13 protein-coding genes are annotated in these 13,076 nt (G+C 69.1%); 10 read left to right on the forward strand and 3 right to left on the reverse strand.

Annotation, left to right across the window (positions count from 1 at the left end):
- On the reverse strand, positions 1-1,941 hold a 1,941-nt coding region (locus tag APM_RS07135), incomplete at its 3' end, for a polysaccharide biosynthesis tyrosine autokinase (protein WP_007422682.1).
- 138 nt (positions 1,942-2,079) lie between these two features.
- Between APM_RS07135 and APM_RS07140 the strand changes: the two genes are divergently transcribed.
- From APM_RS07140 to mltG, 6 genes are all read left to right on the forward strand, one after another.
- The gene (locus tag APM_RS07140; protein WP_007422683.1) at positions 2,080-2,670 is read left to right on the forward strand and encodes a polysaccharide biosynthesis/export family protein; all 591 of its coding nucleotides are present in this window, start codon (positions 2,080-2,082) and stop codon (positions 2,668-2,670) included.
- A gap of 148 nt (positions 2,671-2,818) precedes the next feature.
- Positions 2,819-3,778, forward strand: a complete 960-nt coding sequence (gene fabD / locus APM_RS07145) for an ACP S-malonyltransferase (RefSeq protein ID WP_007422684.1) — start codon at positions 2,819-2,821, stop codon at positions 3,776-3,778.
- On the forward strand, positions 3,768-4,517 hold the full coding sequence (fabG, locus tag APM_RS07150) for a 3-oxoacyl-[acyl-carrier-protein] reductase (protein ID WP_007422685.1): 750 nt from the start codon (positions 3,768-3,770) through the stop codon (positions 4,515-4,517). Before fabD ends, fabG begins: the two co-directional genes overlap by 11 nt.
- Before the next feature lie 179 nt (positions 4,518-4,696).
- The gene (locus APM_RS07155; RefSeq protein ID WP_007422686.1) at positions 4,697-4,936 is read left to right on the forward strand and encodes an acyl carrier protein; all 240 of its coding nucleotides are present in this window, start codon (positions 4,697-4,699) and stop codon (positions 4,934-4,936) included.
- Between the two features lie 19 nt (positions 4,937-4,955).
- Complete coding sequence (gene fabF, locus APM_RS07160; protein ID WP_007422687.1) at positions 4,956-6,224, forward strand: beta-ketoacyl-ACP synthase II; 1,269 nt, start codon at positions 4,956-4,958, stop codon at positions 6,222-6,224.
- 17 nt (positions 6,225-6,241) lie between these two features.
- On the forward strand, positions 6,242-7,237 hold the full coding sequence (mltG, locus tag APM_RS07165) for an endolytic transglycosylase MltG (protein ID WP_007422688.1): 996 nt from the start codon (positions 6,242-6,244) through the stop codon (positions 7,235-7,237).
- 131 nt (positions 7,238-7,368) lie between these two features.
- Here the strand turns inward: mltG and APM_RS07170 are convergent, their stop codons facing one another.
- Positions 7,369-8,337 carry a diguanylate cyclase domain-containing protein gene (locus tag APM_RS07170; RefSeq protein ID WP_007422689.1) on the reverse strand — a complete coding sequence of 323 codons (969 nt, stop codon included), beginning with the start codon at positions 8,335-8,337 and terminating at the stop codon, positions 7,369-7,371.
- A 105-nt stretch (positions 8,338-8,442) separates the two neighbouring features.
- On the opposite strand from APM_RS07170, the gene dapD reads away from it, so the two are divergent.
- The 3 genes from dapD to APM_RS07185 are packed head-to-tail and all read left to right on the forward strand — an operon-like array spanning position 8,443 to position 10,996.
- A complete protein-coding gene (gene dapD, locus APM_RS07175) occupies positions 8,443-9,282 on the forward strand; it encodes a 2,3,4,5-tetrahydropyridine-2,6-dicarboxylate N-succinyltransferase (protein WP_007422690.1) in 840 nt (279 codons plus the stop codon).
- Positions 9,279-10,394 carry a succinyl-diaminopimelate desuccinylase gene (dapE, locus tag APM_RS07180; RefSeq protein WP_007422691.1) on the forward strand — a complete coding sequence of 372 codons (1,116 nt, stop codon included), beginning with the start codon at positions 9,279-9,281 and terminating at the stop codon, positions 10,392-10,394. The genes dapD and dapE overlap by 4 nt, the downstream gene beginning before the upstream one ends.
- Entirely contained in the window at positions 10,391-10,996 is a 606-nt protein-coding gene (locus tag APM_RS07185) for a hypothetical protein (protein WP_007422692.1), read from the forward strand. The genes dapE and APM_RS07185 overlap by 4 nt, the downstream gene beginning before the upstream one ends.
- Here the strand turns inward: APM_RS07185 and rsmI are convergent.
- A complete protein-coding gene (gene rsmI / locus APM_RS07190; RefSeq protein ID WP_007422693.1) occupies positions 10,971-11,870 on the reverse strand; it encodes a 16S rRNA (cytidine(1402)-2'-O)-methyltransferase in 900 nt (299 codons plus the stop codon). The two genes, APM_RS07185 and rsmI, sit on opposite strands and share 26 nt — an antisense overlap.
- A gap of 62 nt (positions 11,871-11,932) precedes the next feature.
- On the opposite strand from rsmI, the gene APM_RS07195 reads away from it, so the two are divergent.
- Positions 11,933-13,076 (forward strand): penicillin-binding protein activator (locus APM_RS07195; protein WP_039888030.1); only part of this gene is annotated, 1,144 nt, incomplete at its 3' end.

Genomic DNA, 13,076 nt, shown 5'->3' on the forward strand with positions numbered 1-13,076 from the left:
CTGCGCCTCCGCCAGGGCGAAGACCGGCGGCAGATCGAGAACCACGAGATCGTAGCGCCCGTGCAGTTCCGCCATCAACCGGCCCAGCCGGTCGGACATGAAGAGAGCCAGCGCCTCGGTCGCCACGGCCCCGGCGGGCATCACGTCTGGCAGGCTGCCCCCCTCCTCCAGCGCCGGTCGATGAATCGCGGCCTCCAGGGTCGCTCGCCCGGCGAGGTGGTCGGTCAGTCCGGGCAGACCGCCGAGCCCGAAGATCATGTCGAAACTCGGCTGCCGGATGTCGCAGTCGATCACGAGAACCCGCGCCCCGCTCGCCGCAACCGACAGGGCGAGGCTGACCGCCAGCGTCGTCTTGCCCTCGCCCGGCCGCGCCGCCGTGACGGCCAGGCTGCGCGGGGCGCCGGGAGCAAGCCAGAGGCCGGTTCGCAGCGCGCGGATCTGCTCGGCAAAGGCGGAAAACGGGTAACGGCGCGCATAGTCGGGCACGGACAGGCCACGACGCTCACGCCGCCCGACCTCGGGCAGCAATGCCATGCAGGGCAATTCCAGCGCCTCGCGGACCTGCCCGCCGGAACGGAAACTTCCGTTCAGCGAATCCGCCAGCAGAGCGGCCAGCACGCCAAGGCAGAGCCCGAGCAGGACCGCGCCGGAGAGGATCGCCGCGCTGCGCGGGCCGCTCGGCTGCAGCGGGCGGGTGGCCGCGGCGATGATCCGCGCATCGGGCCGGGTCAGCGCGCTATGGCTCTCGAGCGTGCCGATCTGCTCGGTCTGCGCGCGCAGCAGGTCGCTTTCGGCCGTGCGCTCTTCCTCGAGGCGGGCCAGCGGCGCCGCCCGGACCGACTGCGCCGCCGCCCGGTCGCGCACGGCCGCGAGTTCCGCATTCAGACTTTTCACCCGCGCCGCCGCGGCGGCGGCGCGCATCCTGTCCGCCGTGATCAACCGCCCCGTCTCCGCCGCGATCTGGCCGCGCAATGCGGCGAGGGCGCGCTTCGTCGCGCGGATATCGGGATAGTTTGGCCCTTCGGTGCTGCCGAGCGCGCGCAGTTTCACGGCCAGTTCCGCCTCTCTCGCGCGCATCGGCGCGATCTCCGGCGCAACGGCGGCCGCGGCTTCGGCCTCGCTGCCGCCATTCAACGCCGCAAGACGCGCCCGCGCGGCCGCAAGGTCGGCCCGCGCGGCCGCAAGGCTGCCGGTCAGTTGCCCCGCCTCCTCGTTCGTCAGCGGCGCCGCACCGCCGCCGCGCACCGTGCCGCTGCGCGCCCGTTCGCGCGCGATCGCGACATCCAGAGCCTCGAGCCGATGCGCCGTCGCCTTTGCCCGCTGGCCGAGCCAGGCCTGAGCACGATCCAGCACCGCGAGACTTTCGCGGCGTTCCCTGGCGAGATAGGCGGCCATGGCGGCGTTCGCCGCCCGTGCGGCCAGCGCCGGATCGTGGGCGGTGAAGGATACGTTGATCAACTGGGAACCGGCCGGGACGTCGATGTGAAACCGGGCGGTGACGGCGTCGCGCAACGCGTCCGGCGCAACCGGAAGCGGCGGGCCGGCGCTGCCGAGCCAGCGCCGCAACAGGGAGGGACGCTGCCGCGCGGGGTCGAATTCCGGGCTCGCGCCCAGATCGAGCCCGTCGATGACTCGCGCCACCACGGCCGGGCTCTTCAGAATGGCTGCCTGGCTGGCCATCAGCGCATCGGTGACCTGCCGCGTCTCGACCACGCCGCGTAGCAACTTCGGGTTGAAATCGACTGGATTGTAGAGAAGCGTTCCGGTCGCCGTGTATACCGGCCGCATGCGCGAAAGCGCGCCGAGCGACAGCAATGGCAGGCCAAGCGCGACCAGCACGGCAAGGCGCCAATGGCGGCGAACGGCGCGCAATGCATCGATCGGATCGGCTGTCCCCCCGATCTGCCTGACCCGGTCTCGCGCTTTTGCCGCGGTGTCCATTTCAGAACCGATTCCTGTTCACCGGAAACCCGCCCGGTTTGCAAAGCCAACCCTTGCCTGTGCATTCTGTCTGCGACACGAAATTAAGTCAATTTTAAGTTGTATATTTTGCCTATTTTCTGGCGAGGGTTGCATGTGATGCCGAAATTCCGCCGCGAAACACGTCGCCATCTGCTCGCCACGGCCGTGTCCGCCCTCGCCGCACCGGCTTTGTTGTCCGGCTGCGCGGCCTGGAGCGGCCTGCCGCCCCTGCCGCCCGCCCCGCCCGGAGGCTATCGGCTCGGCACAGGCGACCGTCTGCGCGTCGTCGTGTTCGGCCAGAAGCAGCTCACGGCAACCTACCTCGTCGACGCCTCCGGCATGATCGACCTGCCGCTGCTCGGCCCGGTGCGCGCCGCCGGCCGGACCACGGCGGCGCTGCGCCGCGCCATCGCGCGCGCGCTGGTGGCGAAGGGCATCCTGCGCCATCCGGCCGTGGCGGTGGAGGTGAAGGCCTATCGCCCGTTCTCGATCCTCGGCGAGGTGAACAAGCCCGACCAGTATGCGTTCGAACCGGGCATGACGGTGCTGGCCGCCGTCTCCCTTGCCGGCGGGTTCACCTATCGGGCGGCGGAATCGGAAGTGGGCGTGATCCGGGTGACCGGCGGCACCCCCCGCGAATATCGCGCGCCGGTCTCCGCCCTGATCGAGCCGGGCGACGTGATCCGGGTGTTCGAGCGGCATTTCTGAACAAATGGATACCGGGAGGTTGACGAAAGATTGACTTGCGCGCGCGCTGCATCTACCCCGCGCCTCCGTCAGCGCATGTAAACACGGGACCGCCCGGACGGGCGGAACGCCGCCGGCCACGTCGCCGACACGACAGGAGAAACGGAGCATGGCGGTAAACGCCTTCATCTTTCCAGGACAGGGCAGCCAGGTCGTGGGCATGGGGCGCGACCTCGCGGCCGCCTTCGCGCCGGCGCGCGAGGTGTTCGAGGAAGTGGACGAGGTTCTCAAGCAGAAACTCTCCCGCCTGATGTTCGAGGGACCGGCCGAGGAACTGACCCTCACCGAGAATGCCCAGCCGGCGCTGATGGCGATGTCGATCGCGGTGCTGCGCTGCCTCGAGAAGGAAGCAGGGATCCGCATTGCCGACCGCGCGGCTGTGGTCGCCGGCCATTCGCTCGGCGAATATTCGGCGCTCGCCGCCGCCGGCACCTTCGCCCTGGCCGATGCCGCCCGCCTGCTCAGGATCCGCGGCAACGCGATGCAGAAGGCCGTGCCGCCCGGCCTGGGGGCGATGGCCGCGCTGCTCGGCGTCGAGCTCGACGCCGCCGAATCGATCTGCACCGAGGCCGCCGAAGGTCCGGACGGACACGAGGTCGTCTCCGTCGCCAATGACAACGGCGGCGGCCAGGTCGTGATTTCCGGCACCGCCACCGCCGTTGACCGGGCGATCGAGATCGCCCGTGGCCGCGGCGTCAAGCGCGCCCTGAAACTGCCGGTCTCCGCCCCCTTCCATTGCGCGCTGATGGCCCCCGCGGCCGAGGCGATGCGCGAGGCGCTCGCGGGTGTTGCGGTCAATGCCCCGGTCGTGCCGCTGATCGCCAACGTGACCGCGGCCAAGGCGACCGACCCGGCGGACATCGTGGCCAAGCTCGTCGAGCAGGTGACGGCACCCGTGCGCTGGCGCGAATCGGTGGCCACCATGACCGCGCTCGGCGTTACCCGCTTCATCGAACTCGGCGCGGGCAAGGTGCTTTCCGGCCTCGCGCGGCGCATCGCGCCGGACGCCGAAGCATTGTCCTGCGGCACACCTGCCGAACTCGAGGAGTTGGCGAAGCATGTCGGCTGAACTCTTTTCGCTCGAAGGCCGCACGGCGCTGGTCACCGGCGCCTCCGGCGGCATCGGCGCCGCGATTGCGCGCACGCTGCACGGCCTCGGCGCGGCCGTCGCCCTCTCCGGCACCCGCGAGGCAAACCTCACGGCGCTCGCCGCCGAACTCGGCGAACGCGCCCATGTCTGCCCGGCCGACCTGTCCGACCCGAAGGCCGCCGACGCGCTGATCGCCGCGGCCGAATCGGCTCTCGGCCACATCGACATCCTGGTGAACAATGCCGGCCTGACCCGCGACGGCCTTCTGCTGCGCATGTCGGACGAGGCCTGGGCCAGCGTGATGGACGTCGACCTTGCCGCGCCGTTCCGCCTCTCCCGTGCCGTCATGAAGGGGATGATGCGCCGCCGCAGCGGGCGGATCATCAATATCGGCAGCATCGTCGGCAGCACCGGCAACCCGGGCCAGGTGAACTACGCCGCCGCCAAGGCCGGCCTGATCGGCATGACCAAAGCGATGGCGCAGGAAGTCGCCTCGCGCAACATCACGGTCAATCTCGTCGCCCCCGGCTTCGTCGAGACGGCGATGACCGATGCCCTGAACGAGGCGCAGCGTGCCTCGCTTGCGGACAAGATCCCGCTCGGCCGCCTCGGCAAGCCGGAGGATATCGCAGCCTCCGTCGCCTATCTCGCCTCCGACGCGGCCGCCTGGGTCACCGGCGCGGTGCTGCACGTGAATGGCGGCATGGCCATGATCTGAGCCGCGGTTGGCGCGACCGGGCGAACCATGCTAAGCGCGCCGGACTTTCGCAGCGATCATGACGCCAGCCTCGTGCGGCATGATCAACGCATGCTATCCATTCGACCGGTGGCGGGATGGTCGACGCCGCCGGTTCAAACCGCCCAACGATCGATAATCGCTACAGGAGCACGAATTCGATGAGTGAAGTCGCCGAAAAAGTTAAGAAGATCGTCGTCGAGCATCTCGGCGTGGACGAAGCCAAGGTGACCCCGGAAGCCTCCTTCATCGACGATCTGGGCGCGGACAGCCTCGACACCGTCGAACTGGTGATGGCCTTCGAGGAAGCCTTCGGCGTGGAAATCCCCGAGGACGCCGCCGAAAAGATCGGCACCGTGAAGGACGCCATCGACTATATCGAGAAAAAGAAAGCCGAATAAGTCGGGTAGCGGACGGGACATGAACATGCGTCGGGTCGTGGTGACAGGCATGGGGATCGCGAGCCCGCTCGGGGTCGGGGTCGAGCATGTCTGGCGGCGTCTGGTCGCCGGCGAATCGGGCATCGGTCCGATAACCGGGTTCGACCCGGCGGAGCTGCCCTGCAAGGTCGCGGGCGAACTGCCCGCGGGATCGCGGGCGGATGGCGGATTCGACCTCAATGAGTGGGTTCCGCCCAAGGAACAGAAGAAGATGGACCGCTTCATCCATCTCGGCATGGCCGCGGCCGTCGAGGCAATGGAGGATTCGGGCTGGACACCCGAGACCGAAGAAGAGCGTTGCGCCGCCGGCGTGATGATCGGCTCCGGCATCGGCGGCCTGCAGACCATCTACGAAGCGTCCGTCATGGTGCATGAGGGCCGGGCCCGCCGGCTTTCGCCCTTCTTCATTCCGTCCGCCCTGGTGAATCTCGTGTCGGGGCACGTCTCGATCCGGTTCGGGCTCAAGGGGCCGAACCATTCCGCGGTCACCGCCTGCGCCACGGGCGTTCACGCTGTCGGCGATGCCGCGCGGCTCATCGCCTTTGGCGATGCCGACATCATGCTCGCCGGCGGCGCCGAAGGGGCCGTCTGCGAAATCGGCATCGCCGGGTTCTGCGCCTCACGCGCCCTGTCCACCGCGTTCAACGACAATCCGAAGGCCGCCTCCCGCCCGTGGGACAAGGACCGCGACGGGTTCGTCATGGGCGAAGGCGCTGGCGTGCTGTTCCTCGAGGAATACGAACACGCCAAGAAGCGCGGCGCCAAAATCTACGCCGAGATCGCGGGCTACGGCATGTCCGGCGACGCGCACCACATCACCGCCCCCGCACCGCATCACGACGGCGCCTTCCGTGCGATGAAAGCGGCGTTGAAATCCGGCGGCCTCACGCCGGCGGATGTCGACTACATCAACGCGCACGGCACCTCGACCCCGATGGGCGACGACCTCGAACTCGAAGCCGTGGAAAACCTGTTCGGCGACGCAGCGAAGACCGTGGCGATGTCCTCGACCAAATCGGCGACCGGCCACCTGCTCGGCGCCGCCGGCGCGGTGGAGGCGATCTTCTCGATCCTCGCCCTGCGCGACGGCATCGCCCCGCCAACCCTCAATCTCGACGAGCCGAGCCGCGCCAGCGTGATCGACCGCGTCGCCCATACCGCCCAGCAGCGCAAGATCGATATCGTGTTGTCCAACAGCTTCGGCTTCGGCGGCACCAACGCCTCGATCCTGTTCCGCAAGCCAGGCTGAGCCTGGCCCCGGCGGGCATGCGGGGAAGCGGGCGCCTCATCCTCCTGCTGCTCACCGTTCTGGTGCTGCTGCAGCTGGGCCGCATGGCCGTCGACCAGGCCTATGATGGCCCGGGCCCACTCCCGGCCTCCGCCGACATCTACATCCCGCCCGGCAGCACAAGGCAGGTCGCCGGGCTGCTGGCGCGGAAGAAGGTTATCCGCACACCCCTGATCTTCGAGGTGGCGGCGTTCCTCACCAGCCGGCAAGGGCCGATCCGCTCCGGCGAATTCCGTTTCATCGATCATGGCAGCCTGCGTTCGGTGCTGCGCACGCTGCGCTTCGCGCCGGAAGTGGAACACAAGGCAACCATCCCCGAAGGTCTGACTTCGGTGCAGATCGCCGACATCATCAACGCCCTGCCGGACGCCACCGGCCACGTGGCACCGCCGCCCGAGGGCAGCGTGCTGCCGCAGACCTATGATTATACCTACGGCACAAGGCGAGCCGCCATCATTGCACGCATGCAGACGGCGATGCGAGCCGCGCTGGCGAAAGCCTGGGCATCACGCGCCCAGGGCCTGCCGCTGCAATCCCCGCGGCAGGCGCTCATTCTCGCCTCGATCGTGCAACTGGAGACGCCGCTTCCCGCGGAACTGCCAAAAATCGCCGGGGTCTACGAGAACCGGCTGGGCAAGGGCATGATGCTCCAGGCCGACCCGACAGTGATCTTCGCCGTCACCCATGGCCGGTCGACCGCCCTCACCCACCGCGTCGACGACCACGATTTATCGACCGCGAGTCCCTACAATACCTATCGCCACCACGGCCTGCCGCCGGGGCCGATCTGCGCGCCGGGTCTCGCAGCGATCCGCGCCGTGCTTCACCCCGCCGAGACCGACGCGCTGTTCTTCGTCGCGACAGGCAAGGGAGGCCATGTATTTGCCCGGACCTTCGCCAAACAGCGCGCCAACATCGCGCGCTATCTCGCTCGAACATCGAAAAAAGCCAGCGCCCCGCCGACCACCCGCTGACGGAGATGATGCTCCAGCGTCCTGTCCCTGAAATTCATGGGTGAATTTCAGGGACAAGCAGGCCACTAAATCATTGATTTTCCTAGCGTCTACTTTGAATCTGAAATCCGATGGATTTCAGATTCGGGACACTAGGAAATTTCGGATTGCCAAATCCGCACCACTGGCCGGCCTGTCGCCGCCGAAGTGAGCCGTGCCTGTTCAAGTCCGGCGCGGGCATTGGCAAGCACGGTGGCTGGATCGTCGCCCGAACGCGCCCAGCGCGACGCGATGCCGATGGCCGCATGACGGCCGGTGCCGGCCAGCATCGCATCAAGCCTTGCCACGATCCGGTCGCCTCGCTCGGCCGCAATCAGGTGATCGACGCCGTCACACCAGGCGGCAAGCCGGGTCGGCCCGATCCGGCCGATCAGGTCGCTCGGCCGCAGCATGTCACGCAGCGTTTCGGCCGATTCGCGAATGACCGCCGACGACGCCTCGGAGCCGGTCGCGCCGCCCGACTTTACCCAGCCAATGGCGAACATGGTGCCAACCCGCTCCTCGATATCGAGCCGGTCAAACCGCCGATCGGCCTGCGCAAGAAAGCTCGGCAACGGCCACAAGCCCGTTTCGGGGTCGAGCGCATTACGCTTGCCACCACCGGCGACATCGAGCAGGCGCACGACGAGCGTGCGCAGATGCGGGCCGATCGCGGTCAGAAGTTCCGTTTCCGCTGCGGTGAACCGCCTGTCTCCCGGGCTGCGCCATGCCAGGAGCGCGGCGCTGACCGATCGTCCGGCCGTCACGTTGCCGAGATCGACCGGAATGGTGATCGATTCGCCCCCCGGCATGTCGGCAAGGCCAATGCCGTAGGGGTAATCGGCCAGAACGGTCTCGGCTCCCGTCAGCGGCGGGACCGGACGAGCGACAACACAGACGCCCGAATCGGCGAATTCCGCCGCCAGCAGGGCGCAGGCGGCCGAGCCGGCGGTCGTCGCATCCGGCAATCCGGCCAGGCTTTCGATCATGCGCACCAGGCGGTCGAAGCGCTCCGCATTTCCGCCGCCTGCCGAACCGGCATTCGCATACGAGTCCGTCGAAAAATCTGCCCGATTCGTCATGGATGCGTTTTCGCAGGATCAGGTAAACAACGGATTACCACCGGATTGACAGGCGCGACCCTGCTCAGCATGGTCGCGCCCACACAAGATACGGAACGCCTGCCGATGGACCACACGCAACTCGCCGCCGCCGTCACCGCCGCCTGGGAACGCCGCGACCAGCTCAGTCCGGCCTATCAGGGATCCGACCGGGAGGCCGTCAGCGATGCGCTCGCCCGTCTCGATCGGGGCGAACTGAGGGTTGCCGAGCCCGGCCCGGGCGGCTGGGTCGTCCATCAATGGCTCAAGCAGGCGATCCTCATGTCCTTCCGCCTGCTGCCCAACCGCACCATGCCGGGCGCCGGCGGCGCGCCCGTGTTCGACAAGGTCCCGATGAAGTTCGGCGACTGGGACGATGCGCGCTTCGCCGCCGCCGGCATCCGCGCGGTGCCGGGCGCCGTCGTCCGCCATTCGGCGCATGTCGGCCGCAATACCGTGCTGATGCCCTGTTTCATCAATGTCGGCGCCCGGGTCGGCGAGGACACGATGATCGATACCTGGTCCACGGTGGGCTCCTGCGCGCAGGTTGGCCGCAACTGCCACATCAGCGGCGGCGTGGGAATCGGCGGCGTGCTCGAGCCGCTGCAGGCCAACCCCGTGATCATCGAGGACGACTGCTTCATCGGCGCCCGCTCCGAAGTTGCCGAAGGCGTGATCGTGGAGCGCGGCGCCGTGCTCTCCATGGGCGTGTTCCTCGGCGCCTCCACCCGAATCGTCGACCGGACGACCGGCGAAGTGATCTATGGCCGCGTGCCGGCCTATTCCGTCGTCGTGCCGGGCACCATGCCCGGCAAGCCGCTGCCGGACGGAACTCCGGGCCCGTCCCTCGCCTGCGCCGTGATCGTCAAGCGGGTCGACACCCAGACACGGTCGAAGACCGCGATCAACGAGTTGCTGCGGGCGTGACCGAGGCCGATCCCGTTCCCCTCGCGCGGGACCTGCTGCGCAGCCGCTCGGTCACCCCCGAGGACGATGGCGCCCAGACCGTTCTCGCGAGGGCGCTGGACGCCCTGGGTTTCTCGATCGAATGGCTGCGCTTCGGCGAGGTGAGCAACCTCGTCGCACGCCGCGGCTCAGGCAGCCCGCATTTCGGCTTTGCCGGCCATACCGACGTCGTGCCGCCGGGCGAGGGGTGGCGCCACGACCCCTTCGCGGCCGTCATCGAGGACGGCCTGCTGTTCGGACGCGGCGCGGTCGACATGAAGGGCGCCATCGCCGCCTTCGTCGCCGCCCTCGCCGCCCGCCCGGCAAATCATGCAGGCACGATCTCGCTCCTCATCACCGGCGATGAGGAAGGCGATGCCGTGGACGGCACCCGGCGCATTCTCGACCATCTCGCCGCCTCCGGTTCCCTGCCGGAATTCTGCCTGGTCGGCGAGCCGACCTGCCGCGCCCGGCTCGGCGACACGATCAAGATCGGCCGGCGCGGCTCGATTTCGGCGCATGTGACGGTTCGCGGCGTGCAAGGCCATGTCGCCTATCCCCATCTGGCCGACAATCCGCTCCATCGCCTGATTCCGGCACTCGAAGCCCTGCGCGCCACGACGCTGGACGAGGGAACCGCGTGGTTCGAGCCCTCATCGCTGCAGATCACCAGCGTCGATACCGGAAACAAGGCCGGCAACGTGATCCCGGCGAGCGCCTCGGCCCGGCTGAACATCCGTTTCAACGACCGCCACACCGGCCCCGATCTCGCCGCCTGGATCCGCGATACCGTGGCCCGCCACGCCCCCGGCGCCGCCTGCGACATCGGCATCAGCGGCGAGGCCTTCCTGACCGAACCCGGCCCCGTGACCACGCTGTTCAGCGAGGCGGTGGCGGCGGTGACCGGCATCACGCCGAAGCTCGACACCGGCGGCGGCACGTCGGATGCCCGCTTCATCGCCGCGCACTGCCCCGTCGCCGAATTCGGCCTGGTCGGCACCTCGATGCACCGGGTGGACGAGGCCGTGCCGGTGAGCGAGTTGCGCGCGCTGGCCGAAATCTACGGCCGGATCCTGGACCGCGTGTTCCGATGAACGGCAACGACGGCTTCGCCACCTCGGTCCTCGGCACGCTGCGCGGTCTGGTCGGCCTGGCACTCGGGCGGGTCGAGGCGTTCCGGGAATTCCGCAACACCCCGGCCGCGTTTTCCGCATCGATCGCGCCCCTCATCGCGTTTCCGCTGGTCGGCGCCGCCCTGCTCGGCCTGCGCGGATACTGGGTCTATGCCGCGTCGCTGATGCTCTCCCGCCTCTGCGGCGTCCTGCTCCAGCCGGTGATCGTCGAGTTCGCCGCGCGGCGGCTCGGCCGGCGGGAACGCTGGCTGACCACCAGCACGGCGCTCAACTGGTCGATCTGGATCATCTTCGTGCTCATCCCGGCCGCCATGGTGGTCAATGACGGGCTGGTGTCGATGGGCGTCGGCCTGCCGGCCGCGCTCGCGATGTCCGCCGGCCTGATCGGGGCCTACATGCTATGGCTGCAGGCCTTCATCCTGCGCACCGGCCTCAAGACCAACTGGTGGAAGGCGATCGCCCTGCTGCTCGTCGTGAACCTGGGTGTCGCGATCCTGTATGCGGTGCCTTACCTGTTCCATCCGGAACTGCTCCGGCTCACGGTGAGCCCGCCTTCAGGCTGAGCGCGCGCGCATAGACCTGCTTGCGCGGCAGGTCGAGTTCCCGCGCCACGAAGGCCGCGGCATCCCTGATCGTCATCCGCGCGAGGGCCTCGCCGAGCGCCTCGTCCAGCTCCTCCTCCGAAGCGCTCGTCTGCGGCGCCGGCCCGATCACCAGCGTGATCTCGCCGCGCGCCTCATGGGCCGCGTAATGCGCCGCGAGCGCCGCGAGCCCGCCGCGCCGCACCTCCTCGAATCGCTTCGTCAGCTCCCGCCCCACGGCGGCGGGGCGGTCGCCAAGCACGGCCAGACAGTCCTCAAGGCAGGCGGCCAGCCGGTGAGGCGCCTCGTAGAAGACCAGCGTCGCCGACAGTCCGGCATGCTCGGCGGCGACCACCCGCTGCAGCGCGCTGCGCCGAGCGGCCGCGCGCGGCGGCAGGAAGCCATTGAACAGGAAGGGATGCGGCGGCAGGCCGGACAGCGCCAGCGCCATGAGCGCGGCATTCGGCCCCGGCACGGCGCTGACCGCGAGCCCCGCCTCGATGGCGGCGCGCACCAGACGGTATCCGGGATCGGCGATCAGCGGCGCGCCGGCATCGCTGACCAGCGCCAGCCGCCGCCCGTCCTGCATCATCGCGATCAGCGACGCGGTCCGCGATTCCTCGTTATGATCATGGAACGACTGCAGTTTCGTGACGATGCCGTGCTGGGCCAGCAGGGACGCTGTAACCCTTGTATCCTCGCACAATATCATGTCGGCGTCGCGCAGCGCCCCGACCGCGCGCGGCGACAGATCGCCGAGGTTGCCGATTGGCGTGGAAACCAGCACAAGATCGGGTTGCCGGCGGGAGAGCGCGTCGGATGATGAGGAAGGAGTTTCGGATGTCACGCCGGACATTAACGCCTGTGACACTGGTATTGGCAACCTTGGCGGCCCTGGCGCTGGCGGGATGCAGCACCGTGACGTCCCCCCCGGTCTCGAACGTCGGGGGGACGGCCCAGGGCATGACCAGCCCCGATCTGGGCCAGCGGCACGGCCCCGTGGCGCTTCTGGTGCCGCTCAGCGGGCCCTATGCCGGGATCGGCCGGTCGATCGAGCAATCCGTCAAGCTCGCCTTTTCCGCCCATGGCGCGCCGCGACTCGACATCGAGAACACCGGCGGCACGCCCTCGGGCGCCGCCGCCGCCGCGCATGCCGCGATCAATGATGGCGCCGGCCTCATCCTCGGCCCGCTCACCAAGGGCGAGACCCAGGCCGTTGCGCCGATCGCCCAGGCCGCGGGCGTCAATGTCCTGGCCTTCACCAACGACAACAGCATCGCGCAACCCGGCGTCTGGCCGATGGGCATCTCGCCGGACCAGCAGGTCAGCCGGGTCGTGTCCTACGCGATCGAGAGCGGGCGCACCCGCACGGCCGCGATCCTGCCGGAAGGCCAGTTCGGCCGGCTCATGGCCGCCGCCCTGCGCCAGACCGCGGCGCGTCTCGGCACGCCGCCACCGCGCATCGGCTATTACTCCGCCTCCTTTGCCAGCCTGAACGCGACGACCCGCAGCATCTCGCAATTCGACAGCCGCGGCGCCGGACTGATGGCCCGGATCCGCGCCGCCCGCGACCAGGACAATGCGGCCGGCCGGCGCCTCGCCGACAAGCTGCGCACCGAGCCGGTGCCGCCGCCCCCCTTCGATGCGCTCCTGCTCGGCGCGACCGGCGAGGATCTGGCCGAACTGCAGACCTTCCTGCCCTATTACGAGGCCGGCCCGCCGCAGGTGCAGCTGCTCGGCCCGGCGCTCTGGGCCAGCAAGGCGAAGGCGATGGCCACGCACGATGCGCTGCGCGGCGCGCTCTATGCCGCGCCCGATCCCGCCGCCGGCCTTCCCTTCGAACAGAAATTCGAGGCGACCTATGGCGGCGGCAAGCCGCCCTCGATCGACAAGGTCGCGTTCGACGCCGCGGCGATCGCGGTGCTGGCCGCGCATGAGGGCGGCTATACCACCGCGGTCCTCACCAACCCGACCGGCTTCGCCGGCACCGACGGCGTGATGCGGCTGCTGCCGGACGGACATGTGGAGCGCGGCCTCGCGGTGTTCCGCGTCGAACCCGGCG

The sequence above is a fragment of the Acidiphilium sp. PM genome (genome assembly GCF_000219295.1).
GTDB classification, from domain to species: Bacteria; Pseudomonadota; Alphaproteobacteria; order Acetobacterales; family Acetobacteraceae; genus Acidiphilium; species Acidiphilium multivorum.

Coding starts and splice junctions, on each gene's coding strand:
- APM_RS07140 (WP_007422683.1), top strand. CDS start 2,080: ATGCCGAAATTCCGCCGCGAAACACGTCGCCATCTGCTCGCCACGGCC.
- fabD (WP_007422684.1), top strand. CDS start 2,819: ATGGCGGTAAACGCCTTCATCTTTCCAGGACAGGGCAGCCAGGTCGTG.
- fabG (WP_007422685.1), top strand. CDS start 3,768: ATGTCGGCTGAACTCTTTTCGCTCGAAGGCCGCACGGCGCTGGTCACC.
- APM_RS07155 (WP_007422686.1), top strand. CDS start 4,697: ATGAGTGAAGTCGCCGAAAAAGTTAAGAAGATCGTCGTCGAGCATCTC.
- fabF (WP_007422687.1), top strand. CDS start 4,956: ATGAACATGCGTCGGGTCGTGGTGACAGGCATGGGGATCGCGAGCCCG.
- mltG (WP_007422688.1), top strand. CDS start 6,242: ATGCGGGGAAGCGGGCGCCTCATCCTCCTGCTGCTCACCGTTCTGGTG.
- APM_RS07170 (WP_007422689.1), bottom strand. CDS start 8,337: ATGACGAATCGGGCAGATTTTTCGACGGACTCGTATGCGAATGCCGGT.
- dapD (WP_007422690.1), top strand. CDS start 8,443: ATGGACCACACGCAACTCGCCGCCGCCGTCACCGCCGCCTGGGAACGC.
- APM_RS07185 (WP_007422692.1), top strand. CDS start 10,391: ATGAACGGCAACGACGGCTTCGCCACCTCGGTCCTCGGCACGCTGCGC.
- rsmI (WP_007422693.1), bottom strand. CDS start 11,870: ATGTCCGGCGTGACATCCGAAACTCCTTCCTCATCATCCGACGCGCTC.